At 63.2% G+C, this 24071-nt stretch carries 25 protein-coding genes and 2 pseudogenes; 20 read left to right on the top strand and 7 right to left on the bottom strand.

The window, feature by feature from the left end; translation table 11 throughout:
- The first annotated feature begins 7 nt into the window (after positions 1-7).
- From AC0NID_RS23995 to AC0NID_RS23970, 6 genes are all read left to right on the top strand, one after another.
- Positions 8-937, top strand: a complete 930-nt coding sequence (locus AC0NID_RS23995; protein ID WP_473453083.1) for an AAA family ATPase — start codon at positions 8-10, stop codon at positions 935-937.
- 3 nt (positions 938-940) lie between these two features.
- On the top strand, positions 941-2191 hold the full coding sequence (locus tag AC0NID_RS23990; RefSeq protein WP_473453084.1) for a vWA domain-containing protein: 1251 nt from the start codon (positions 941-943) through the stop codon (positions 2189-2191).
- Positions 2192-2219: 28 nt separating this feature from the next.
- Positions 2220-2558: an XdhC family protein gene (locus AC0NID_RS23985; protein WP_473453085.1), complete on the top strand. Its 339-nt coding sequence runs from the start codon at positions 2220-2222 to the stop codon at positions 2556-2558.
- A 6-nt stretch (positions 2559-2564) separates the two neighbouring features.
- Positions 2565-3269, top strand: coding sequence for an XdhC family protein (locus AC0NID_RS23980; RefSeq protein ID WP_473453086.1), 705 nt, complete (start codon positions 2565-2567; stop codon positions 3267-3269).
- Positions 3266-4876: an NTP transferase domain-containing protein gene (locus AC0NID_RS23975; protein ID WP_473453087.1), complete on the top strand. Its 1611-nt coding sequence runs from the start codon at positions 3266-3268 to the stop codon at positions 4874-4876. Before AC0NID_RS23980 ends, AC0NID_RS23975 begins: the two co-directional genes overlap by 4 nt.
- 103 nt (positions 4877-4979) lie before the next feature.
- A complete protein-coding gene (locus AC0NID_RS23970) occupies positions 4980-5831 on the top strand; it encodes an alpha/beta hydrolase (RefSeq protein WP_473453088.1) in 852 nt (283 codons plus the stop codon).
- Here the strand turns inward: AC0NID_RS23970 and AC0NID_RS23965 are convergent.
- Positions 5828-6877: a DUF1176 domain-containing protein gene (locus AC0NID_RS23965; protein WP_473453089.1), complete on the bottom strand. Its 1050-nt coding sequence runs from the start codon at positions 6875-6877 to the stop codon at positions 5828-5830. The genes AC0NID_RS23970 and AC0NID_RS23965 overlap by 4 nt on opposite strands.
- 126 nt (positions 6878-7003) lie before the next feature.
- Here AC0NID_RS23965 and AC0NID_RS23960 point away from each other — a divergent pair, with 126 nt between their 5' ends.
- Entirely contained in the window at positions 7004-7510 is a 507-nt protein-coding gene (locus AC0NID_RS23960) for a DUF1993 domain-containing protein (protein WP_473453090.1), read from the top strand.
- A gap of 50 nt (positions 7511-7560) precedes the next feature.
- On the opposite strand, the gene AC0NID_RS23955 is transcribed toward AC0NID_RS23960, so the two are convergent.
- Positions 7561-7725 carry a hypothetical protein gene (locus AC0NID_RS23955; protein ID WP_023798224.1) on the bottom strand — a complete coding sequence of 55 codons (165 nt, stop codon included), beginning with the start codon at positions 7723-7725 and terminating at the stop codon, positions 7561-7563.
- 241 nt (positions 7726-7966) lie between these two features.
- Here AC0NID_RS23955 and AC0NID_RS23950 point away from each other — a divergent pair, with 241 nt between their 5' ends.
- Both AC0NID_RS23950 and AC0NID_RS23945 read left to right on the top strand, forming a co-directional pair.
- On the top strand, positions 7967-9034 hold the full coding sequence (locus AC0NID_RS23950; RefSeq protein WP_473453091.1) for an aldo/keto reductase: 1068 nt from the start codon (positions 7967-7969) through the stop codon (positions 9032-9034).
- A gap of 44 nt (positions 9035-9078) precedes the next feature.
- Positions 9079-10344 (top strand): cysteine desulfurase-like protein, encoded by a 1266-nt coding sequence (locus tag AC0NID_RS23945; RefSeq protein WP_473453092.1) that lies wholly within the window; start codon positions 9079-9081, stop codon positions 10342-10344.
- Between the two features lie 14 nt (positions 10345-10358).
- Here AC0NID_RS23945 and AC0NID_RS23940 read toward each other — a convergent pair whose 3' ends face one another.
- The 5 genes from AC0NID_RS23940 to AC0NID_RS23920 all read right to left on the bottom strand — a co-directional run bounded on the left by AC0NID_RS23940 (position 10359) and on the right by AC0NID_RS23920 (position 16070).
- The gene (locus AC0NID_RS23940) at positions 10359-11390 is read right to left on the bottom strand and encodes a histone deacetylase family protein (RefSeq protein ID WP_473453093.1); all 1032 of its coding nucleotides are present in this window, start codon (positions 11388-11390) and stop codon (positions 10359-10361) included.
- Complete coding sequence (locus AC0NID_RS23935) at positions 11387-11905, bottom strand: GNAT family N-acetyltransferase (protein WP_473453094.1); 519 nt, start codon at positions 11903-11905, stop codon at positions 11387-11389. The genes AC0NID_RS23940 and AC0NID_RS23935 overlap by 4 nt, the downstream gene beginning before the upstream one ends.
- Positions 11906-12116: 211 nt before the next feature.
- Positions 12117-13046 carry a 3,5-dioxohexanoate:acetyl-CoA acetone transferase gene (gene kce, locus AC0NID_RS23930; RefSeq protein ID WP_473453095.1) on the bottom strand — a complete coding sequence of 310 codons (930 nt, stop codon included), beginning with the start codon at positions 13044-13046 and terminating at the stop codon, positions 12117-12119.
- A 2-nt stretch (positions 13047-13048) separates the two neighbouring features.
- Entirely contained in the window at positions 13049-14428 is a 1380-nt protein-coding gene (locus tag AC0NID_RS23925) for an aminotransferase family protein (protein ID WP_473453096.1), read from the bottom strand.
- Position 14429: 1 nt separating this feature from the next.
- Positions 14430-16070 (bottom strand): N,N-dimethylformamidase beta subunit family domain-containing protein, encoded by a 1641-nt coding sequence (locus tag AC0NID_RS23920; RefSeq protein ID WP_473453097.1) that lies wholly within the window; start codon positions 16068-16070, stop codon positions 14430-14432.
- 157 nt (positions 16071-16227) lie between these two features.
- Here AC0NID_RS23920 and AC0NID_RS23915 point away from each other — a divergent pair, with 157 nt between their 5' ends.
- From AC0NID_RS23915 to rfbD, 11 genes and pseudogenes are all read left to right on the top strand, one after another.
- Positions 16228-16476: a ParB N-terminal domain-containing protein gene (locus AC0NID_RS23915; protein WP_473453098.1), complete on the top strand. Its 249-nt coding sequence runs from the start codon at positions 16228-16230 to the stop codon at positions 16474-16476.
- A 138-nt stretch (positions 16477-16614) separates the two neighbouring features.
- Positions 16615-17100, top strand: coding sequence for an SRPBCC family protein (locus AC0NID_RS23910; protein ID WP_473453099.1), 486 nt, complete (start codon positions 16615-16617; stop codon positions 17098-17100).
- A 26-nt stretch (positions 17101-17126) separates the two neighbouring features.
- Positions 17127-18083: an alpha/beta fold hydrolase gene (locus AC0NID_RS23905; RefSeq protein ID WP_473453100.1), complete on the top strand. Its 957-nt coding sequence runs from the start codon at positions 17127-17129 to the stop codon at positions 18081-18083.
- Positions 18084-18298: 215 nt separating this feature from the next.
- Entirely contained in the window at positions 18299-18697 is a 399-nt protein-coding gene (locus AC0NID_RS23900) for a GFA family protein (RefSeq protein WP_473453101.1), read from the top strand.
- A gap of 123 nt (positions 18698-18820) precedes the next feature.
- Complete coding sequence (locus tag AC0NID_RS23895; protein WP_473453102.1) at positions 18821-19042, top strand: hypothetical protein; 222 nt, start codon at positions 18821-18823, stop codon at positions 19040-19042.
- A 225-nt stretch (positions 19043-19267) separates the two neighbouring features.
- Positions 19268-19415, top strand: a pseudogene (locus tag AC0NID_RS23890) (glycoside hydrolase family 25 protein); the annotation flags it as partial.
- 107 nt (positions 19416-19522) lie between these two features.
- Positions 19523-20302, top strand: a pseudogene (locus AC0NID_RS23885) (glycoside hydrolase family 25 protein); the annotation flags it as partial.
- Between the two features lie 167 nt (positions 20303-20469).
- On the top strand, positions 20470-21354 hold the full coding sequence (gene rfbA, locus AC0NID_RS23880) for a glucose-1-phosphate thymidylyltransferase RfbA (protein WP_473453103.1): 885 nt from the start codon (positions 20470-20472) through the stop codon (positions 21352-21354).
- Complete coding sequence (rfbC, locus tag AC0NID_RS23875) at positions 21347-21913, top strand: dTDP-4-dehydrorhamnose 3,5-epimerase (RefSeq protein WP_473453104.1); 567 nt, start codon at positions 21347-21349, stop codon at positions 21911-21913. Before rfbA ends, rfbC begins: the two co-directional genes overlap by 8 nt.
- A gap of 75 nt (positions 21914-21988) precedes the next feature.
- Positions 21989-23080: a dTDP-glucose 4,6-dehydratase gene (rfbB, locus tag AC0NID_RS23870; RefSeq protein WP_473453105.1), complete on the top strand. Its 1092-nt coding sequence runs from the start codon at positions 21989-21991 to the stop codon at positions 23078-23080.
- Entirely contained in the window at positions 23055-23942 is an 888-nt protein-coding gene (gene rfbD, locus AC0NID_RS23865) for a dTDP-4-dehydrorhamnose reductase (RefSeq protein WP_473453106.1), read from the top strand. Before rfbB ends, rfbD begins: the two co-directional genes overlap by 26 nt.
- Positions 23943-24071: the final 129 nt, after the last annotated feature.

Below are 24071 nucleotides of genomic sequence, written 5' to 3'. Positions count from 1 at the left end.
AGAGAGAATGACCGAGTTGAAACCGCGCCCCGCGCCGCGGACGATCGACGAGACGCTCGATCTCCTGACCGGGGCGGACTATGTGGCGGACCGGTCGCTGGCGACCGTGCTGTTTTTGTCGCTGCGCATGAAGCGGCCGCTGTTCCTCGAGGGCGAGGCCGGCGTTGGCAAGACCGAGATCGCCAAGGTGCTGGCGCAAGCGCTCGGCCGCCGGCTGATCCGCCTGCAGTGCTATGAAGGTCTCGATGTCTCGTCCGCCGTCTACGAGTGGAACTACGCCGCGCAGATGATCGAGATTCGCATGGAGGAGGCGGCCGGTAAGGTCGATCGCTCCGACATGGAGCGCAACGTATTCTCCGAAAAATACCTGATTCGTCGCCCGGTGCTCGACGCACTGACGGGCAAGGTGGGCGCCGCCCCGGTCTTCCTGATCGACGAGCTCGACCGCACCGACGAAGCCTTCGAGGCGTTCCTGCTCGAAATCCTGTCGGACTTCCAGGTGACGGTGCCCGAGCTCGGCACGATCAAGGCGGAGGAGCCGCCGATCGTCATCATCACCACCAACCGCACCCGCGAGATCCACGACGCGCTGAAGCGGCGCTGCCTCTATCACTGGGTCGATTATCCGAATGCCGAGCGCGAACTTGAGATCGTGCGCAGAAAGGTGCCGCAGGCCAACAGCCGGCTGTCGGCCGAGGTTGTTTCATTCATCCAGAAGCTGCGTCAGATCGAGCTGTTCAAGGTCCCAGGCGTCGCCGAGACCATCGACTGGGCCGGCGCGCTGACCGAACTCGACAAGGTGGCGCTCGACCCGGAAACCGTTTCCGACACGATCGGCGTGCTGCTGAAATACCAGGACGACATTGCCCGTATCGAACAGGGCGAAGGCCGGCGCATCCTCAACGAGGTGAAGGCCGAGCTTTCGGCGGCGGAGTAGGCAATGGCAGCGCCGCGTCCCGAACCGAAGGAGGCCACGCCGGACGGGCGGATCGCCGACAACATCGTCTATTTCGCCCGCACCTTGCGCAAGGCCGGCATGCGGGTCGGGCCGGCCTCGGTCAAGGATGCGATCGAGGCGGTGCTGGCCGCCGGCATAGGTTCCCGCGACGATTTCTACTGGACGCTGCATGCCGTGCTGGTGTCGCGGCACGAGGACCATCCCACCTTCGACGAGACTTTCCGGCTGTTCTGGAAATCGCGCGAGCTGATCGAAAAGATGCTGGCGATGTTTTCGCCGGTGGCGCCCGATAACAAAGAGAAGCAAAAACCCCGCGCGGCCGAGAACCGCGTCAGCCAGGCGATGTTCGAGGGCCATCAGAAAAACCAGCCGGTGCAGGAAATCCCGGAGATCGAGGTCGACGCGCGCTTCACCTTTTCCGGCAACGAGGTGCTGAGGGGTAAGGATTTTGCCCAGATGAACGCCGCCGAGATGGCCGACGCCAAGAAGGCGATCGCCGAGTTGCGGCTTCCCTTCGACATGGTCAGGACGCGGCGCTTCAAATCCGACGCGCATGGCCGCCGCATCGATCCGCGCGCCATGATGCGTTCCGCCGCGCGCACCGGCGGCGAATTGATCCTGCCGAAATTCCGATCGCCGCGTGAGGTGCATCCGCCGCTGGTCGTGCTTGCCGACATTTCCGGTTCGATGAGCCAGTACACGCGCATCTTCCTGCATTTTCTGCATGCTCTGACGGAAAAGCGCCGGCGCGTGCATGCCTTCGTCTTCGGCACACGGCTCACCAACCTGACGCGGCAGATGCGCCATCGCGATCCCGACGCGGCACTCGCCGACTGTTCGGCGGCGGTGAAGGACTGGTCGGGCGGCACCCGCATCGGCGATACGCTGGCCGAATTCAACCGGTTGTGGTCGCGGCGCGTGCTGGGACAGGGCGCCGTGGTTCTCCTGATCACCGACGGGCTGGAGCGCGATGACGTCGCTGGGCTGGCGGAAGAAATTGAGCGCCTGCACAAGTCCTGCCGGCGGCTGATCTGGCTGAACCCGCTGCTGCGCTTCGATGGCTTCGAGGCCCGTGCCCGCGGCGTCAAAGCAATGCTGCCGCATGTCGACGAATTCCGTTCGGTGCACAATCTTGATGCGCTCGCCGATCTGTGCGCCTCGCTGGACAAGAAGTCGACACGGTCGGTCGATCCGCGCCGGTGGATTGAGGGTGGCGCGAGAGACGCCGCATAGCCATATGTTTTCTCCGGGAGAAACAGTGATGGAAAACAGCTTTTATCTGGATGAGGCCCGCGATCCGCTGATCGTCGCGGAAGGCTGGATGAGGGACGGCAAGAACGTCGCGGTCGCTACAGTGGTCGAGACCTGGGGCTCGGCGCCGCGTCCGGTCGGCAGCCATCTTGTCATCGACGCGGAAGGCAATTTCCAGGGGTCCGTCTCTGGAGGCTGTGTCGAAGGCGCGGTGGTGGCCGAGGCGGTCGACGTGATCGAAAGCGGCAAGGCGAAGATGCTGGAATTCGGCGTTGCCGACGAAACCGCCTGGCAGGTCGGCCTGTCCTGCGGCGGCCGTATCAAGGTCTATGTCGAGCGGTTGGGCTGATCTCAGATGGATCCTCATGCGCTGAAGACGCTGAACGCCGAGCGCCGCGCCCGCCGCGCGGCGATCCTGGTCACCGATCTCGGCGACGGCCGCGACCGCATCGTGCGTGAAGGCGATCAGGTCGCCGGCGAATTGGGCGTTGCGACCGCGAAGGCGTTTCGATCAGGCAATTCCGGGTCGGTCGAGGCGGAGGGGCGGACCTTCTTTCTCAACGCCTACCTGCCGCAGCCGCGCCTGTTGGTGATCGGCGCCGTTCATATCAGCCAGGCATTGGCGCCGATGGCCAGGATCGCCGGCTACCCCGTCGAGATAGTCGATCCGCGCACCGCCTTTGCCACCGCAGACCGCTTTCCCGACGTCGCGCTGCATGCCGAATGGCCGGAGGATGTGCTGGCGCGCCAGCCGCTCGACAGCTACACGGCGCTGGCCGCCGTTACCCATGATCCGAAGATCGACGATTTCGCGCTCAAGGCGGCGCTCGACGCCAACTGCTTCTATGTTGGGGCGCTCGGCAGCCGCAAGACCCATGCGAAGCGTGTCGAGCGCCTGCTGGCATTGGGCGCGACCGCCGACCAGATCGCCCGCATCCATGCGCCGATCGGCTTGGACATCGGCGCCGCGAGCCCGGCCGAGATCGCCGTGGCGGTGCTGGCGCAGGCGATCCAGGCCTTTCGCTCGCGTGGCCTGGAAACCAGGGACGCGGCGGCGTGAAATTCGGCTCGATCCCGATCGACACGGCCGAAGGCGCGGTGCTGGCGCACGCGACCACCGCCGGAGAACGGCGGCTGCGCAAGGCACACAGGCTGAGCGCCGACGATGTATCCTTGCTCAAGGCAGCGGGGATTTCGGAGGTCGTTGCGGCCGTTCTTGCTCCCGACGATTTGAGCGAGGACGCCGCCGCCGAAAAAATCGCTGAAAGCATGATCCATCGCGACATCGAGGCCAAGCCCGCCGCGACCGGCCGGGTCAACCTCCACGCCCGGGCCGCCGGCATCTTCACCGTCGATGCGACGATGATCGACGCCATCAATGCCGTCGATCCGACCATCACCATCGCCACGCTGGCGCAGCATGCGCCGGTCGAAAAAGGCCAGATGGTCGCGACGGTGAAGATCATTCCCTTCGCGGTCGGCTCCGTGCTCGTCGACGCGGTGGCAAGGATCTGCGCCAGCGGCGAGGTCTTTGCCGTCAACGCCTATCGGCCGGTGCGCGTCGGTGTCATCCAGACAGTCCTGCCCGGCATCAAGCCGAGCGTGCTCGACAAGACCTTGCGCGTCACCGAAGCGCGCCTGGCGCGCTCCGGCGGCCGGCTGGCGGCGGAGCGCCGCACACCGCACGAAATTGCGCCCGTGGCTGACGCTGCGGCCGCGCTGGCGCGCGAAAACGACATGGTGGTGATCTTCGGCGCCTCGGCGATGAGCGATTTTGGTGACGTCGTCCCGGCGGCGATCGAGAAGGCTGGCGGTACCGTCGTCCGTGCCGGCATGCCGGTCGATCCCGGCAACCTGCTGGTGCTCGGCACGCTTGGTGGCAAGCGCGTCATTGGCGCGCCGGGCTGCGCCCGCAGCCCCAAGGAGAACGGCTTCGACTGGGTGCTCGACCGACTGATCGCCGGCCTCGACGTGACGGCCAAGGACATTGCCGGCATGGGCGTCGGCGGGCTGCTGATGGAAATCCCGACGCGGCCGCAGCCGCGCGAGCCGCTGCCGGCCAGGGCCGCGTTGAAGGTCGATGTCGTGCTGCTGGCCGCTGGCCGCTCCAGCCGGATGGGCGGACCGAACAAGCTGCTGGCGCTGTTCGACGGCAAGCCCCTGGTCCGTCGCACCGCCGAACGCGCGCTCGGCTCGAAAGCCTCTGATACGATCGTCGTCACCGGCCATCAGCGCGAGCGTGTACGCGCGGCGTTGTCTGGCCTTGACGTGACCCTCGCCGATAATCCGGATTTCGCTGACGGCCTATCTTCGTCGCTGAAGGCCGGTATCGTGCGGGTTGCCGACGACGCTGCCGGCGCGATGATCGTGCTTGGCGACATGCCTGGCGTCTCGTCGAATGACCTCGACAGGCTGATCGACGCATTCCGCAAATCCGAAGGCCGATCGGTCGTGCGCGCCTCGTATGCGGGAAAGCGCGGCAACCCGGTGCTGCTGCCGCGTTCGCTGTTTCCGGCGATCGCTCATCTCGAAGGCGATACCGGCGCGCGCCATCTGGTCGAGGCCGAGGGGCTCGATGTCGTCGATGTCGAGATCGGCAAGGCTGCGTCCATCGATGTCGATACGCGCGAAGCGCTGGAAGGCGCCGGCGGCGTGCTGCAGGATTGACAAACCGAGGCCGAAAAACGATGCCTTTGGCATGGCTTTCCGTTTCCTTCCGCCCGCCTTTGCGCATTCACCCCAGAGGGGGGCCCGCGCCCTTCTGACTTCGATGTTTTTCTTTTTTTCTTCTGCCGCTTACGCCGACGTTCTCACGCTGAAACCCTTCAAGGATGATCTGTTCGCCTATCCGGCCACGCTCTCTTCCCAGGACAACGGCGCCTATACGGTCATCGACTATCGTGAGTTGCGCGACATCAACGCCCGCGACAAAGTGCCGGAGCGGCGCGCGCATGCGCAGTATGTCGACACTGGTGTGCGCAAGGTGCAGCAGGATCTGCTGCTGAAAACCGGCGCCGGCAATATCCGCCACGTCGCCGTCGGCCGCACGCAAGGCGCCGGCATTATCGTGCTCTATTTGCACGGGCAGGGCGGCAGCAGAAAGCAGGGCGTCGACGACTTCACGTTCGGCGGCAATTTCAACCGGATCAAGAACCTGATGGCCGGTAATGGCGGCCTCTATCTGTCGCCGGACTTCTCCGACTTCGGCGATACCGGCGCGGCCCAGCTCGCCGCGCTGATCGGCCACTATGCCGAACAATCGCCGGGCGCGAAGATATTCGTTGCCTGTGGCTCGATGGGCGGCGCGCTGTGCTGGGAGCTCGCCGCCCGCAAGGATATGGGCGGCCGCATCGATGGGTTGCTGCTGCTCGGCTCGCTGTGGGATGAGAGTTTCTTCTCGAGCCCGGCTTTCAAGCGGCGTATTCCGGTCTTCTTCGGCCAGGGAAGCAAGGATCCGGTGTTTCCAGTCGAGAAACAGGAGGCCTTCTTCCGCTCCATCCTCGCCAGATCGAAGGGCTATCCGGCCCGCTTCGTCCGCTTCGAGACGGGTACGCACGGCACGCCGATCCGCATGGCGGACTGGCGCGGCACGCTCAACTGGATGCTGTCGAAGGCCCCTTAAGGCGCGGTGTTGTAGTCGAGCACGGTCTCCGGGTTGACCTCGCCGTCATAGGAGGCATCGACATCGTACTGCACCAGCGAGAAATTGCCATGGCGGAACAGATAGGTGCCGGCCGACGAGGCATCGCCGATGCCGCGCCACTTGCTGAGGGACGAGATCGTCTTGGTAGCGTCGTCATATCCGGAATTGACCAGCTGGTCATCGGTCTGGAAGCCGACGACGTTGATCGCCTCGACCTTGCCTTCGCTATTGTCGTTCTCATAGTGAATGTCGAGCTCCGGCGAGGCGAACTGCAGCTGCCGGACGCCCGATACGTCGTCGGCGATGTAATAGACGGCACTCTCATTGTAGGCGGCCATCGAACAGAAGAATCGGAACAGCCGGGTCTCGCGTTCGGGCTCGTCGCTTGCTGCACCGGCATCCTTGTAGCGCAGGGGGTAGGCGTCCGGCTCTCCCAAGGGATCGCCACCAGGCATTTCCTTGTCGCATTGTTCGCCATAGGTCGCTGCAAACGCCTTCTTGGCCTGCTCCAGCGCCGCATCCTTCTTCGGCGGCGGCGGGCCGTCGCCGCAGCTTTCCGGCACGGCGTTCTCGAAATCAGCCTTAGCCGGCTTCAGCGCGCCCTTGTCGATGAAGATCGAGCGGAACGGCGGTTCCTGGATCGAGGCATTGACCTGGCGCAGCGTGTAGCAACCGGCGAAGACATGTTCGGTACCGTCCTTCGCCGTTGCCCGGATGGCGACGGGGACATTGTAGTAGATGCTGCCGGCCGCGCCGTCTTCCGACACGCCGCCGGTTTTGACCTCGACCTTGTCGGTCCCGTCATAACCCTTGACGAAGGCATCGAAATCCTTTGCCGGCTTGGCGTCGCCGAAATAGTCCCAGGCGCGCGCGAATTCTTGCCGGTTGATGGCGCTGTAGAGCGAACGGATGACCGCTTCGGCGTCCGATCTGTCATCGATGTAGGGCGCTTCGGCGGCGTGCACTGATTGGCCTGTCACGGCAAGGGAGAAAAAAGCGGTCGCTGCAAAGAAAGCGCGTCTCATCGGGAATCTCCACCTGACAAGGAAACTCTATCATACCGATTGCGGCGACGCGGTGACGCTTGAAGAATCGCTTGGGAAGGCGCTACCTCCCGCCGTCAATGTTCCGGCCGAACAGGAGAAACTCACGTGACCATATCGATGTACGAGGCATCCGTGCCGGTGTTTTCGACCAGGTTGAAGGCGCTATCCAACGTACTGAACATCGCCGAGCAGAATGCGCTCGACCGCAAGATCGATCCGCAGGTGTTCTTGACCTCAAGACTGGCGCCGGACATGTATGCGCTGACCAGGCAGGTACAGATCGCCACCGACCACGCCAAGGGCGCGCCATCGCGGCTGGCCGGCCGTGAGGTGCCGAAGTACGAAGACAACGAGGCGAGCTTCGCCGATCTCCAGGCGCGCATCGCCAAGACCGTCGACCATCTGGCGACATTCTCGCCTGCCGATATGGACGGCTCCGATGATAGAACGATCGAGTTGAAGCTTGGTCAACGCGAATTCTCGATGGCCGGCATTCAGTATCTGCTGCATCTCGCCATGCCCAACTTTTATTTCCACGTGACCACCGCCTACGACATCCTGCGCCACAATGGCGTGCCGCTGAGCAAGGCGATTTTCATGGGATCGCGTTGAAGAACTGGCGAGGCAATATCCCGGTCGAGCCGGGATATCGCACGACTTGGCTAGCGTGAGGACATTTCGCGAGCGACGCGCGGGAAGTCGGCCGGTTTGATGCCGATGTCCGCACGGTCGGCATTGCTCATCGAATGAAGCAGCGCCAGAGCCGCGCGGTAGCGCAGATGTTCCTGCGGACGCGGACGGGCGAACATTTCAGTGAGGAAACCCATGATTCAAGCCCCTGGTTGGTCCTCCCCAAGCCTCAATATAAGCAAATGATGACAATTGTGCAGTGCAGCATTTGCATGGCAGCCATGCCACTTTGATTTTTGACCACATCGAACGCTCTTGCTTCGGCGTCTGGAAAAGTCGCTGGCCCACTGGCAGCGGGCTTGGAGACAGCCCGCGTCTTCCTGTATGCTGAAGCTTCCTCCCGCGCAGCCGCATAAAATTCCCACCGGAGAAAATTCCATGCACAAACGCCGCCTCGGTCGGACCGATCTTCTTGTTTCCCAGATTTGCCTGGGATCGATGACATGGGGCCAGCAGAATACCGAAGCGGACGGCCATGCCCAGATGGACATAGCCTTTTCGCGCGGCGTCAATTTCATCGACACCGCCGAGCTTTACCCGATCCCGCCCAAGCCGGAAACGCAAGGCCGGACCGAGACGATCATCGGCAACTGGATGAAGGCGAAGCGCAATCGCGATCAAGTGATCCTCGCCTCGAAGGTAGTTGGTCGCACCGCCAATACATGGTTCCGCGGCGGGCGGCCGTCGAAGCTGGTGCGCGCCGATATCTTCGATGCGGTCGAAAAATCGCTGACTAGGCTCAACTCCGATTACATCGATCTCTATCAGGTCCACTGGCCGGAGCGCGCTGTGCCGTGGGGCGCCAATCCGAACCGCGTCGGTGCCGTAGCGCTCCGGGCCGATTCCGTCGACGCGCCGGCCGGCGAGGCGCCGATCGCCGAGACGCTCGCCGTCTTCGACGAACTGGTGAAGGCAGGCAAGATCCGCTGTTTCGGCCTGTCGAACGAGAGCTCCTGGGGCGTCATGCGCTTCATCGGCGAAGCCGACAAAGGCCTCGGTCCGCGCCCGGTGTCGCTGCAGAACGCCTATAATTTCGTGAACCGCACCTTCGAGGTGAATCTCGCCGAGGTCTGCGAGCGCGAACAGGTTTCCATGCTCGCCTATTCGCCGTTGGCGCAAGGCTATCTGAGCGGCAAGTATGATCATGGCGCGCGGCCGCTGGGCTCGCGTTCTCAGCTTTTCAACCGCGGCCAGCGCTACGAGACGCCGAATGCCGCGGAAGCGCTGCTGGAATACAATGAGCTGGCGCGCTCTTTCGGCATGGAGCCGGCGCTGTTCGCCAACGCCTATGTCGCGAGCCGGCATTTCGTCACCTCGAGTATTATCGGGGCGACGACCATCGCACAGCTCGAAATGGCGCTGTCTTCCGCCGATGTCGTCTGGACCGAGGACATGCAGAAGGCGGTCGATGCAATCCACCAGCGCGTCGGCAATCCCTGTCCGTGAGCAGATTGTAATTTTCCAATAATTACAAGTGGAGGGGGACAGAAGTGAATTTTCCGATCGAGGTTGTGCGCGGGAAATTTCCGGCACTATCGCTGACCGACAAGGGCCGCCGCCGCATCTACCTCGACAACCCGGCCGGCACGCAGGTGCCGCAGGCGGTTGCCGACGCGGTGTCACGCTGCCTGCTGACCACCAATGCCAATCTCGGCGGCTTCTTCGAAACCACGATCGCGGCGCAACAGGTCGTCGAAGACGCCCATATGGCGATGGCCGATTTGCTCGGTGCTGCGAGTCCGCAGGAGATCGTCATCGGCGCCAACATGACGACGCTGACCTACCACATGTCGCGCACGCTCGGCCGCACGATGAAGCCCGGCGACGAGATCATCCTCACCCGCATGGACCACGAAGGCAATGTGTCGCCCTGGCTGCAACTGGCGGAAGACCTTGGTCTCGTCGTGCGCTGGCTGCCTTTCAACCAGCAGAGCTGGCAGATCGAGGAGAAGGCGCTTGCCGCGCTGCTCACCCACAGGACGCGGCTCGTCGCCTTGAATTATGCCAGCAATCTGACCGGCTCGATCAATCCGGTGAAGGCGCTGACCCGCATCGCCAAGCAGGCCGGAGCGCTGGTCTATGTCGACGCCGTGCAGTTCGCGCCGCACGGCCTGATCGACGTCAGGGATATCGGTTGCGACTTCCTGATCTGCTCGGCCTATAAAATCTTCGGCCCGCATATGGGCATCCTGTGGGGCAGGCTGGATGTCATCGACGCTCTGAAACCGTACAAATGCCGCTGTTCGTCCGACGCTCTGCCGGAGCGGTTCGAGCTTGGCACGCCGCAGATCGAGCTGATGGCCGGACTGACGGCTGCGATCGATTATCTTTCGGAGCTGGGCATAGAGGCAGGCGATGGTGGTTCGCGCCGCGTCAGGATCGCCAAGGCGTTCGAAAGATCAATCGCTTACGAGAACCCGCTGGCGCAAAGGCTGATCGACGGCCTGTCGGACATCTCAGGCCTGATGATCCACGGCATCACCGATCCGGCGCGTATCGGGGAGCGCGTACCGACGGTATCGTTCACCGTCGACGGCATGGCGCCGGAGACGATCGTGCGGCAGATGAATGCGGAAAACATCTTCCTGTGGTCCGGCCACAATTACGCCTGGGAGATCGTCCACCAGCTCGGCATCCCGGCCGAGCAAGGCGTCGTGCGAATCGGCATCGCCCACTACAATACCGCTACCGAGATCGACGAGACGCTGGAGAGCGTGCATCGCGTCATCGCGATGCTGCGACAGCAGCGGTCCTGACTCGGCGAGCAAAGCTACCGCCTCATGCCGCCTCCGAAGCCGGTGAGGAACGCGGTCAGGTTGTCGCCGAGTTCGTCGCAGAGATAGCCGCCTTCCTGGACGATCACCGTCGGCAGGCCGAGGCCGGCGATAGCCTCGCCGATGCGCGAGAAGCCCGGCGTCGTCACCGACAGCCCGCCGAACGGATCGCCTTCGAAGGCGTCGAGGCCAAGCGCCACCACCAGCGCTTCCGGCGCAAAGGCGCGGATACGCTGGAACGCCATGTCCAGCCCTTCGAGAAACGCGGCATCGCCGGATTTGCGAGCCAGCGGCAGATTGAGATTGTAGCCGAGGCCGGCGCCGTCGCCGCGCTCGTCGGCATGACCCCAGAAGAACGGATAGAAGCGCACCGGATCGGCATGCAGCGAGACGGTGAGCACGTCCGGCCTCGTATAGAAAATGCCTTGCGTGCCGTTGCCGTGATGCAGGTCGACGTCGAGGATCGCCACCCGCACAGCTTGCTTGCGCAAGGTTTGCGCCGCGACCGCCGAATTGTTGATGAAGCAGAAGCCGCCGGCGACGTCGGCAAAGGCGTGGTGGCCGGGCGGGCGGCACAGCGCATAGGCGGCCGGCGCGCCCGCCATCACCGCCTCGGCGGCTTCGACCGCGCTCCAGGCGCTCCACAGCGCGCTCTGCCAGGTCTCGCCGGAGATCGGGCAAGCGGTATCGGCCATGTGGTAGCCGGCCTGGCCGACCGCCGAGGCCGGATAGGAGCCGTTCCGCGCGATCGGGTGGATGTTGGGGATCACTTCAGCCGAAGCGCCTTCGATGCGCTGCCAGCGCGCGAAGATGTGCTCGAGAAAATCGAGATATTCGGGCGTATGCACCGCAGCAACCGGACCAAGCCCATGATCCCTCGGCCGCTCAATCGTGCAGCCGGCGGCCCTGGCGCCGGTGAGCAGCCGTTCGACGCGTTCCGGCTTTTCCGGATTGGGTTTCTGCGCACCGCTGGAGAGGAACGCCTTGGAATCGTGGCGCTTCTGTTCCTGAGCATAAAAGGCTTTCATTTGCTCTCCCCATCCTCGGACGCATCGGCGAAAGCGAAGAAGGCCTCGCCGACGATCTTCTGCACCTGCTCGTAGCTTGACCAGGCAATGCCCAGCCTTTCGTAAAAAGCCTTGGCGGCCTTATTGTCGGTATCGACGGACAGTCTGAGGTAGACGCCGCCATCTTTCCGGCATTCTCGCGCGACACGCCGCAGCAGGCGTTCGCCGATCCTGCGGCCGCGAAACCGGTCCTCGACATAGAGGTCCTGCACATAGACGCCGGGCCGTCCCATCCAGGTCGAGAAGATCGGGAAATGCAGGCACAGGCCGGCGAACTCGCCGCCGACTTCCGCAATCAGCGTCGAGAAGGCTGGCTTCTCGCCAAAGCCATAGGCGCGAAGGTCTTCGGCCGTCGAGGTGATCTCCTGATGCGCGCCGATATCGTCGCCAAGCCGCAAGAGCGCAGTGTGGATGGTGTCGACGTCCTCGATGGTGCCGGAGCGGATGAGAATGTCTTTTGAAGTTGGATCGGTCACGACAGGCGAGGCGCCCAGGCACCCCCCTCTGTCCTGCCGGACATCTCCCCCGCTAGGGGGGAGATTGGCAGCTTCGATCTCGCTTCCCATCCTGCAACGCTAGTGATTAGCGAAAGCCGGGGCGGTATCCGATCTCCCCCCTTGCAGGGGAGATGTCCGGCAGGACAGAGGGGGGTGGGAAGGATCGCAAGCATCTCAGGCCATAACCATCTCAGAACGCTACCCTGTCACCGCCCTTGAGCGCCAGCATCTCGCGCGCCTCGGCGGGCGTGGCGACGTCGAGCGACAGCCCATCGAGCACGCTGCGGACACGGCGCACCTGGTCGGCATTGGACTTGGCCAGCCGGCGGCCGTCGTAAAGGCTGTCCTCCAGCCCGACGCGGACATTGCCGCCCATCGCCGCCGCGATCGAGATCATCGGCATCTGGTGGCGTCCGGCGGCCAGCACCGAAAACTGGTAGCTGTCGCCGAACAATTTGTCGGCGATGCGCTTCATGTGGATCAGGTTCTCGGGGTCGGCGCCGATACCGCCCAGAATGCCGAACACGAACTGGATGAACATGGGTCCCGACACCAGTCCCCGGTCGCGGAAATGCGCCAGCGAATAGAGGTGGCCGACATCGTAGCACTCGAATTCGAAACGTGTGCCGCAGCCCTTTCCAAGTCTGTCGAGCACGGTTTCCATGTCGGCGAAGGTGTTCTTGAAGATCGTGTCGCGTGTAGCTTCCAGCAGCTTGGGTTCCCACTCGTGCTGCCACTCTCTTGGCCGGTCGAGCATCGGGAACAGCGCGAAATTCATCGAACCCATGTTGAGCGAGCACATTTCGGGCTCGGCCCTGAGCGGTGCCGCCAGACGCTGGTCGAGCGTCATCAGCGAGGAGCCGCCGGTGGTGATGTTGATCACCGCGTCGGTCGCTTGCTTGATCCGTGGCAGGAACTGCATGAACACGTCGGGGTCGGCGGTCGGCCGCCCGTCACTGGGATCGCGGGCGTGAAGGTGCAGGATCGAAGCGCCGGCTTCGGCGGCCGCGATCGCCTCCGCGGCGATCTCGTCCGGCGTTACCGGCAGATGCGGCGACATTGAAGGCGTGTGCACCGACCCGGTGACGGCGCAGGTGATGATGACTTTTCGCGGCGCCATTTTCAGCCTTCGACCGGCAGGTCGAGTTCGCCGGCCAGCACCTGCAGCGAGTCGCCGATGATGGCGACGATCTCGCCGACCTGCTCTCGTGTGACGATCATCGGCGGCGCCACCATGAAATTGTCGCCGTCGACGCCACCCTTGACCTTTCGTCCATAGATGATCAGCCCCCTCTCATAGGCGAGGTCGAGCAGCCGCTGGGTGGCCTTGTTCGCCGGCGCGATCGGTTTCAGCGTATCGGGATCGGCGACCATTTCGGCACCTAGGAGCAGGCCCTTGCCGCGCACGTCGGCGATGAATGGAAACCGCTTCGCCAGCCCCTTCAGCTCGGCGATCAAAAGGTCGCCCATGTCAGCGGCATTGGCGATCAGGTCGAGGCGGTCCATTTCGCCAAGCACGGCGAGCCCGGCGGCGCAGGCGAGCGGATTGCCGGCATAAGTGTGGCCATGCTGGAACCCGCCGGAGGCGAGCAGCGGCTGCACCAGCCGCATCGGTGCCGCCAGCGCGCCGAGCGGCGCATAGCCAGAGCCCAGGCCCTTCGACAGCGCGACGATGTCGGGTCTGCAGTTCCAGTGATCGCCGCCGAGGAATTTTCCGGTGCGGCCCGCTCCACTCATCACTTCATCATGGATGAGCAGGATGCCGTAACGATCGCAGATTTCGCGGATGCGCGGGTAGTAGCTGTCCGGCGCCACCAGCGCCGCCGTGGCAGCGCCGCCGACCGGCTCCATGATGAAGGCGAGCACGCTGTCCGGTCCCTCGGCGAGGATCTTCTCCTCCAGCATGTCGGCGTAGCGGATGCCGCGCTGTTCCATCGAGAGATTGTCGCGGTCGCGCCAGGCGACAGGCGCCGGCACGGTCGGCATGACCTGCATCATCGGCGCAAAGGTTTCGGCCAGCGCATCGTCGCCGGTGACGGCGAGCGCGCCGAGCGTGCCGCCATGATAGGAGGGAAAACGCGTGATCACCTTCCAGCGGCTGGCCTGGCCGGTGGTGACGGCCCATTGCCGCGCCAGCTTGACGCAGGATTCCGTCGCTTCCGAGCCGCCCGAGACGAAGAAGATCCGGTCCAAGCCTTCTGGGAGTTTGGCGGCCAGTTGCCGCGCGAGCTCCTCGGCCGGTTCGTTCTCGAAATGCAGCCGGTAGGCGAAGGTGGCGCGGTCCATCTGGCGCTTCATCGCGTCGAGCACGTTGCGGTTGGAATGACCGATATTGGCGACCATCGGTCCGCTCGATCCGTCGATGAAACGACGGCCGTCCTGCGTCCAGATATAGATGCCTTCGGCACGATCGACCAGCGGCCGGCGCAAGCTGGACAGATAGAACAGATGCGAGGGCGGGCGCGCCTCGGGATCCGAGGCAGGGAGTTGGGATTTCAGCATGTCAGGGCTTTCCAAGATAACGGTCGAGAACATTTTTGGTGACGCGCTCGACCATCGCGTCTTGCCTTAGCAGGCCGGCGACCCATTCGCAGCTTCCGGCGTGGAACACCTCGCCCTTGCCGCGCGGGAAACTGACGATCATGCCGTTGCCGCGCTTGACTTTGTCGAGATTGGCGTCGCTCGCCTCGCCGAACAGCGTTTCGGCGGTGAAACGGCCGTCCTCGTCGCCGAGAAACTGGTCCTCGAATGCGATATCGGCGCTCTCCTCGACCTGGCTCGCCATCCCGACGGCGAGAATTTGCAGCCCATCCGGTGCGCCGCTGTCGGGCGTGGGGTAGGGCAGGCCGCCGCGGGTCTCGAAGTCGAGCCCGTCGACCTCATAGCCATAGACATGACTGTCGGCGCCGAGCAGGTCGCCGTAGTAGATGCCCGTGCCGGCGAAGGCCCAATGCTCCGGACGGTAGACCGGAAAGCCGCGCACGCCGCGCGGCGCGCAACCGCCCCAGCCGGCGTAGAGACCCTTGGTCGCGTTGAGCCCGAACGTCGTGGCACCCGGTCGGCCGATTTCGGGTGCTTCCCAGGAATTGGTGGCGCGCCTCACGTCGCCGCCTCGATAGGCCGGATCCTCGGCACGGGCGCGGTCCTTGTAGCAGACTTGCCGGCTGCCCTCGTCCTCCAGCCTGGTCTGCCACATGAAATTGCCGGCGAAGCGCGCCGCATGACCGCCGCGTTCGAGATAGGCATCGACCGCGTCGCGCATCTCCCAGGTCCAGTATTCGTCGTGGCCGACGAAGACGACGCAGTCGTAGCCGTCGAGGATTTCGGGCGAGAAATGCAAATCGTGCTGGCTGGCGAGATCGACGGCATAGCCGGCACGCTCGGCGAAGCGGAAGAAGTGGCTGTCGTAACTTGCCCAGCCGGACGAGGCGTATTTTTTCGAATGGCCGGTGGCGAAGGCCCATTCCATATGCGGATAGCGCGGTATGGTCTTCGGTGGCACGGCGACCTCGAGCGGCACGCGCGGCGCCTCCTTCGGCAGCACGACGAAGCCGCGGCACCACGGCCGCTGCGTCGACACTTCAGGCGCATACTGGTCGCGGTTCGTGCCGGTGATGCCCTGATAATGGTTCGAGCCGCCCCAGGTGTTGTAGGAAAGCCATGTGCCCGTAGCTGCAACCTGCAGCACACGACCGCGTTTCTTGCCGGGTTGCGGGCTGACGATGAAAAGATGGTGGCAGTGGATCGGCTTGCCGTCGCGGCCGTCCGCCGTCAGCGTGACGCGGTAGGCTCCGGACGGCCAGTCGTCGCCGATGCGGAATTCAAACGACGCGCCCCAGCCGCAGCCCTCGACCGAACATTGGTCGGGCGTATCCTGCCAGCGCGCCGCGATGCCAGCCTTCTCGAACACCTTCGTTTCGGTGCCGCCGTCGCGGACGATCACCATGCTGAAGCTGGAGGCCGTCGAGCTGACATGCAGCGCCACCGTCTCGCCCCGGCGGTATGAAAACCGGTCGCTGTAGCACCAGATCTCGCCGCGTTCGCCGTCCATGCCCGGCCATTCGTAATAATGGCCGCGCACCGCTTGCCGGCGCTGGTTGGGTGTCAGGCCGAAATCTGGGAATTCTGTAGGCAGATGAGTCATAAACGCCTGTAAGGGGTTGGAGGCCGTCATTTCGGCCATCCACCTGCCAAGCGTCAATTGGAAACGATCGGGCCAGCCATTGCCGGCGGTCGCCCTTGGCCTCGCAAGCTAAACAGCCTATCCATGTGCGGCGGCCTTTCCTGCCACGGGAGACGACATGCTGAGAGTGCAAAAGGTCAGGGTGGACGACATCTATGTGCCGGCCGCGCGCAGGAAGACGCTGCATCCCGATACCGTCCGGCATCTGGCCGAGGACATTCTGGAAAACGGCATGAAGACGCCGATCCAGGTGCGCCATGACGGCAAGCGTCATATCCTGGTCGAAGGCCTGCACCGGCTGGAAGCGGCGAAGTGGCTCGGCGAGACCGACATCGATGCCTATCTGGTGCAAGCCAAGCGCCACTAGTTTCTTCATTCAGCCGTCCGCCTGAATCGGCCTGGCGAAATTTTTCGCGGGACCGTGTCGGGCTGCGCGTTGCCCGCTCGTCCTTGAGACGGATACCGGAATTCAAGCCAACTTTTTTGCAAGCAAGTGAGGACCACCATGACCACCAAGCTCGACATCGCCGCCGGCTCCGACCGTGAACTGGTTCTTGCCCGCATCATCGATGCGCCGCGCGAGAACGTCTATCGCTGCTGGACCGAGCCGGAACTCGTGACGCAATGGTTCGCGCCAAAGCCGTGGACGACGCCGCGCGCCGAAATGGACGTGCGCACCGGCGGCTCCAGCCTGGCCGTCATGGCGGGGCCCGACGGCAATGAATTCCCGAATCCCGGCGTGTTCCTTGAAGTCGTACCGGGCAAGAAGATCGTTCTCACCGACGCCTACACGAAGGCGTGGGAGCCGTCCGAAAAGCCGTTCATGACGGTCGTGCTGACCTTCGAGGATGAGGGCGAGGGCAGGACCCGCTACGTCGCCCGGGTTGCGCATTGGTCCGTCGCCGATCGCGAAGCGCACGAGAAAATGGGCTTTCACGAGGGTTGGGGCCAGTGCGCCGACCAGCTCGAGGAAATCGCCAAGGGGCTTTGATATCAGCGGGACGGAAGGAGACCGACATGTCCAGATCGATGTTTTTCGCCATTTTTACCGCGGCTGCGGCGCTCTTCGCCGCGCCGGGCTCCATCAACGCCGAGCAGGCAAAGCCCGTCATGGCCGCCGAAACGATGGCTTTGCCGAAGCCGGGTAAATCCGGCCTGCTCCCGATCAACGGCCTGAATTACTACTACGTCATCTATGGCCAGGGCGAACCGCTGCTTCTCTTGCATGGCGGGCTCGGCACCACCGAGATGTTTGCGCCGATCTTGCCGAAGCTTGCCGAAAACCGCACCGTAATCGGCATCGATCTGCATGGGCATGGCCGCACCGCGCTCGGCGACCGGCCGCTGAGCCTTGAGGCGATGGGCGACGATATGGCGGCGATCGTCAAGGCACTCGGCTACAACAAGGTAGACGTCATGGGTTATTCGCTGGGCGGCGGTGTCGCCTTCCGCATGGCCGTCCAGCATCCCGAGGCCGTGCGCCGGCTGGTGCTGGTGTCGACGGGCTATGCCGCGGACGGCTTCTATGCCGATATGCGCGCCCAGCAGGCGCAGGTCGGCGCGGCAATGGCCGACATGATGAAGGACACGCCGATGTACAAATCCTACGTGGCGGTCGCGCCGCATCCGCAGGACTTTCCGAAGCTGCTCGATCAGCTCGGTGCCTATATGCGCAAGGACTACGATTACTCCGCCGATGTGCCGAAGCTGAAGATGCCTGTCATGCTGGCTTTCGGCGACAGCGACATGTATCGGCCGGAGCACGAGATCAAGTTCTATCAGATGCTGGGCGGCGGGTTGAAGGACGCCGGCTGGATGCGCGAAAACATGTCGCAGAACCGCCTTGCCATCCTGCCGAACCGCACCCACTACGATATGTTCTTTGCCCCGGAACTGGTGGCCACAGCGTTGCCCTTCCTGGATGGCGAGACCAGGGTCAAGACCTGGGACGAGATCGTCGACGAAACGAACTGACCACCTGACAACTGCCTGCCGGCCGTCTCGGGCGAGATGGTCGGCGATGCTTGTTGCGCGTCGCGACTGACGACGACGGGAGTGGCGCGGCTGCCGAACCCGCAAGTCCCGCCTGCAGTATCAGGCCAACAGATGGCGCCATCAAAGCTTTTCAATTGACGCCGCTATGCCGGCAGCTACCTTGCCGCCAATCTTAGTGAAGAAAGGGCGCTGGTATGACGAAATATCAGGGTGGCTGCCTGTGCGGAGCGGTACGCTACCGCACCGATGTCGCGCCGATCAATGAGCGCGTCTGCCATTGCCGGCTTTGCCAGAAGGCATTGGGCGCCGCGTTCAACGCACGCGTGCTGTTCCGCATCGACGACGTGTCCATCGACGGGCCGGTGGCGACGGTGAATTCCTCGCCCGATCTCAAGCGCGGCTTCTGCCCGGCCTGCGGCACGACGATGTTCTCCCGGCGCGAATCCGCCGGCATCATCGGCATCACCTCAGGCTCGCTGGACGACCCTTCCATATTCAAGCCGCAGATGCATATGTGGACCGCCTCCAGGCAGCCCTGGGTACAGTTCGACGACGGACTGCCGCAATATGAAGGCGCCCCGCCGCCAAACTGAAGCGGAGCAAGGCACGCCCAATTTTTTTTCATCCGGGACACGAGATAGCCGACAAAGCGTCATTGGCGAGCCATCATTGCCGCTTATCTATTACGTGCGGGTCGGCAGTCGAGGAGGCGACGGATGAACGACACTATCAACACCCTGGAAGAGCTCTTGAGCGATCCGATGGTCAAGCTGGTGATGGAGCGGGACCGCGTGCAGCCGGCCGAGCTTCGCACGATGCTCGAAGAAAAGGTTCGCCGGGCGGAAGATGATGCGCCGGTCAGCCCCGTTGACGATCGCTTTGTGCCTCCGGCCCACATGATAGCCAAGACCTGCGACAAGCTATGGTTGTGCAGCTAGGCGGCGGTGCTTGACAAGGTCAGCGATCCTTCGCACCTCCGCCTGTCCTGCCGGACATCTCCCCCGGTGGGGAGATTGGCGTCACCCGGGCGTCTGACGTTTCGATGAAGACTCCCTAACAATTTGATTCAACCTTTGTTGGTAATTTCCCGTTAGTAATCTGGACTGGTTTGTCCGGCGGCGTTGTCTTGCCATCGGTCTGTTGTGTTTTGCGTACAGGTCCAGATGCGGTTATCAGGCGTCGTCATCTTCTCGATCGCATCCCTGTGCCTCGCCGGCTGCACGTCCACGTCCGGCGTCGACGCGCTGCAAATTCCGTCCAGCGAGACGACCAACTCGATCCTGCGGCCGCCGGCGCCAGTGACCTCGGTCGATGCGGCCGATGCCGCACCTGCCTTTGCGCAGCCCGCCTTTGCGCAGGAAGAGGCGATGGACCAACCCTTGGCGATGGCCACACCGGAGCCTGCGGAACGCATCGAACCGCCCGCCGAGCCGATTGCCCTGGTGGCGCCGCCGAAGCGGGTTGCACGTGCGACACCGATCCTTGCCGAGCCGGTTCAGCGCTATCGTTTTCGTGACGCCAAGCCGATCAATTTCGGCAAGGTATCACCGAGACATCTCGCCGTTCACGGTGTCGACGTCTCGCGCTGGCAGGGCAACGTCAACTGGAACAAGCTGCGCGCGCAGGGCGCGAACTTCGCCTATATCAAGGCGACCGACGGCGGCGACCACCTCGACCCGATGTTCAGGAAGAACTGGCGCAATGCCGATGCCGCCGGCCTGAAGCGCGGCGCCTACCATTTCTTCTACTGGTGCCGCACCGCCAGCGAACAGGCCGACTGGTTCATCCGCAACGTGCCGAGGGTCGAGGGCGCCTTGCCGCCGGTGATCGATGTCGAGTGGAACGGCGAATCGAGATGCAAGCGGCGGCCGTCCCGGCAAAAGGTGCTGGAGAAGATGCAGGTGTTCATGGACAGGCTGGAACGCCACTACGGCCAGCGGCCGATCATCTACACCGCGCCTGATTTCTACCGCGACAATCTGCGTGGGGCCTTCCCCGATTATCCGTTCTGGCTGCGCGCGGTGGCAAAGCACCCGTCGAAGGTCTATCCCGGCCGCAAATGGGTGTTCTGGCAGTATTCCGGCTCCGGCCTGTCGCACGGCGTGAGGGGCCGCATCGACCTCAACGTCTTCAACGGCGACGAGAGAGCCTGGCGGAACTGGGCTGGCGGGCGGCAGATGGTGGCCGAAGCGGAGTAGGGGCTCTTTCCTCCTTCTTCTCGCGTGTGACGATGAAACCAGATGCGATGATCGGCAACTAGGACTCCGGCCACCCGCTGTCAGCAATTGGGCATGTTCATCGGGCCGATTGACACTGTAACCTTCTGCGTGTTTCGTCGAAGGGGAAGATGGGGGGCAAGCGTCGAATGAAAGGTATAATCCTGGCAGGAGGGAGCGGAAGCCGGCTCTACCCGCTGACGCTTGTCGTCTCGAAGCAGATCCTGCCCATCTACGACAAGCCGATGATCTTCTATCCGCTGAGCGTGCTGATGCAGGCGGATATCCGTGAGATCCTCGTTATCTCGACGCCCCGCGATCTTCCTCTGTTTCGCGATCTTCTCGGCGACGGTAGCGAGTTCGGCCTGGACTTCTCCTATGCCGAGCAGCCGAAACCCGGGGGTCTTGCCCAGGCCTTCCTTATCGGCCGGGAATTCATCGGCCAGGATCGCGTCGCAATGATCCTTGGCGACAACATCTATTTCGGCCACGGCCTGCAAGATCTCTGCCGAGCCGCTACCAGCCAATCAAGCGGCGCATCGGTTTTCGCCTATCAGGTGAGCGATCCGGAGCGCTACGGTGTCGTGACTTTCGACGAGCGGACCGGCAAGGTTCTGGCGATCCATGAGAAGCCTACCACGCCGCTTTCGAATTGGGCGGTCACGGGCTTCTATTTCTACGACAACGACGTGATCGATATTGCGTCGAAGTTGAAGCCCTCCGAGCGGGGAGAACTTGAGATTACGGCCATCAACAATGCCTATCTCGAACGCGGGACGCTCAAGGTCCTCCGATTGGGCCGTGGCTACGCCTGGCTCGACACGGGCACGCATGACAGCCTACACGAGGCTTCGTCCTTCGTTCAAACGATAGAGCGTCGCCAAGGCATGAAGATCGCATGCCCGGAAGAGATTGCCCTTGAGAAGGGCTGGATCGATCCGGAACGATTGCGCGCTCGTGTGGCGAAGCTGGGGGCGAATGCCTATGCCGCCTATCTGCAGCGGCGCCTGGCCGAAATGGGTGGCCATGATTGATTTCCGTCCGCTGCCCCTCACAGGCGTCTTCGAGTTTTGTCCAAGGCGCCATTTCGATGCGCGCGGATATTTCGTCGAAGCCTACAATGCCGAGCGCATGGCGAAGGCAGGCATCGATGTCACGTTTGTCCAGGACAATTTATCGCTCTCGCTCAAGCGCGGTGTGGTTCGGGGGCTCCACTACCAATTGCCGCCCCACGCACAGGACAAGCTCATCCGCGTCGGCCGCGGAGCGATTCTCGACGTCGCTGTCGACGTGCGCGGGTCGTCCCCGACATTTGGAAAGTGGTGCGCGCTTGTTGTCTCGTCCGATCTGGGAAACCAGCTATTCGTTCCGAAGGGTTGTGCGCACGGCTTCATGACCCTGGAAGATAATACGGAGGTCATCTACAAGGTTTCCGACTACTACGCTCCGGCGTATGAACGCTCGATCCGCTACGATGATCCGGATCTGGGCATAGAGTGGCCCGAACAACCGTCTCACGACCAGCTTTCGGACAAGGACCGCACAGCGCCCAGCCTGGCGGTCTTGCGCGGAAAGGACGAAATCTTTGCATAGATTTTCGCCTCCGTTGAACACCTCTCGCTGGCTGCCTTGTCCTGAGGACCAGGCGCGTAAGGCCCGGGTCGCGTCATGAATATTCTCGTCACGGGTGGTGCGGGCTTCATCGGGTCTGCCGTGTGCCGGCATCTGGTCGCGACAGGTAGCCACCGGGTCACAAATGTCGATTGCCTGACCTACGCCGGGAACCTTGCGTCGCTCAACACCATCGATAATGCGGACAGCTATCAGTTCGTCCAAGCCGATATCAGCGATACGGCCAAGATTGGCGCGATCCTGCGCGGCCACGACATAGAGGTGATCATCCACCTGGCGGCCGAGACGCATGTCGACCGCTCCATCGAAGGGCCGGCCGCCTTCATCAACACCAACATCGTCGGTACATTCCGCCTGCTGGATGTGGCGCTCGATTACTGGCGGTCCCTTCCCGCCGGGCGTCGGGAAGGCTTCTGCTTCCACCACGTATCGACCGATGAGGTCTACGGAGAGCTTCCTTTCGAAGGCGGAATGTTCACCGAAACGACACCTTATGCTCCTTCCTCGCCTTACTCCGCATCGAAGGCGGCATCGGATCATTTGGTCGAAGCGTGGCATAAAACCTATGACTTGCCGGTCGTCATCTCGAATTGCAGCAACAACTACGGACCCTACCACTTCCCGGAGAAGCTGATCCCCCTGACCATTCTCAACGCCCTTGATGAGCGGCCGCTACCGGTCTACGGGGCAGGGGACAATGTTCGCGACTGGCTGTTCGTCGAGGATCACGCTCGAGCCATCGAATGCATCGCGACTCGGGGATTGGCGGGGCAGCGCTACAACGTCGGTGCGCGATGCGAGCGCACCAATCTCGAAGTGGTCGAGGCGATCTGTGGCCTGCTTGACGCCAAGCGCCCCCGCCCTGGCGGTAGGCGCCACGCCGATCTGATTGCTTTCGTCGATGATCGTCCCGGCCATGACCGCCGCTATGCCATTGACGCCTCGAAGCTGGAGCGGGAACTTGGCTGGCGACCTCGAGAGAGCTTTGAGTCGGGCCTTGCAAAGACGATAGACTGGTATCTGGAAAACCGCTGGTGGTGGGAGCCAATCCGCCAGGAGCGATACCAAGGCCAGCGGCTGGGTCGTCCAAAGGTAGATGCCGATGCGACTGGCGCTCACCGGTCGTAACGGCCAGCTGGTTACCAGCCTGGTGGAGCGCGCCGCCGGTCGCGCCGGGATTGAGGTCTGTGCGATCGGGCGACCGGAGCTTGATCTGCTTTGCCCTGACGGCATCGCCAAAGCGATTAGCGCGGCGCGGCCCAACGTCATCGTCTCGGCTGCGGCCTACACTGCGGTCGACGAAGCGGAGAAGGAGCCGGCAGTGGCGTTCGCCGTGAACGCCGCCGGCGCGGGCCACGTCGCCAAGGTAGCCAAGGACCTCGACATCCCCGTCATCCATCTTTCGACGGACTATGTTTTCGATGGCGATGCCGGCGCGCCCTATGACGAGACAGCGGCCCCGGCTCCATGCGGAGTCTATGGAGCCTCGAAGCTGGCCGGCGAAAGCGCCGTCGCGATGGCGAACCCGCGACATGTGATTGTGCGCACCGCTTGGGTTTACAGCCCGTTCGGCGCCAATTTCGTCAAGACGATGCTGCGCTTGGCGGCCGACCGCGATGAAATTGCCGTCGTCTGTGACCAATGGGGCAACCCTACTTCCGCCCTTGACCTCGCGGACGCTGTCCTAACCGCAGCTCAGATCGTGACCGCGAGCGGATTCGACGCATGGGGCATCTACCATCTTGCCGGCAGAGGATTCGCAAGCCGGAGCGGCTTCGCGCGCCATATCCTCGCCTGCAGCCGGGAGGCTGAAGGGCCTTCCGCTACTATCCGCGACGTCACGTCAGCCGAGTTTCCGACGCCTGCCAGACGACCGCTCGACGCCCGCCTGGATACGCGCAAAGGTGAACGCGTGTTCGGCTGGACCATGCCCGACTGGCAGGTATCGACGCGAGAGGTCGTTGAGCGACTACTTCTCAGGCAAAAATAACCCCGCAGGTGAGGCGTCTGTGAAAGCGGCCGCCGCCGCGTGGCGCCCGCATCATCTGCCCGTCCAAGAGGGAATTTCGCAAGTTTTATGCGTGTTATGCCCAGGGCTATTGCACCTGCACATGCTGGC

The sequence above is a fragment of the Mesorhizobium sp. WSM4821 genome (assembly GCF_055901555.1).
This window is presented reverse-complemented; position numbering and strand designations above follow the sequence as displayed.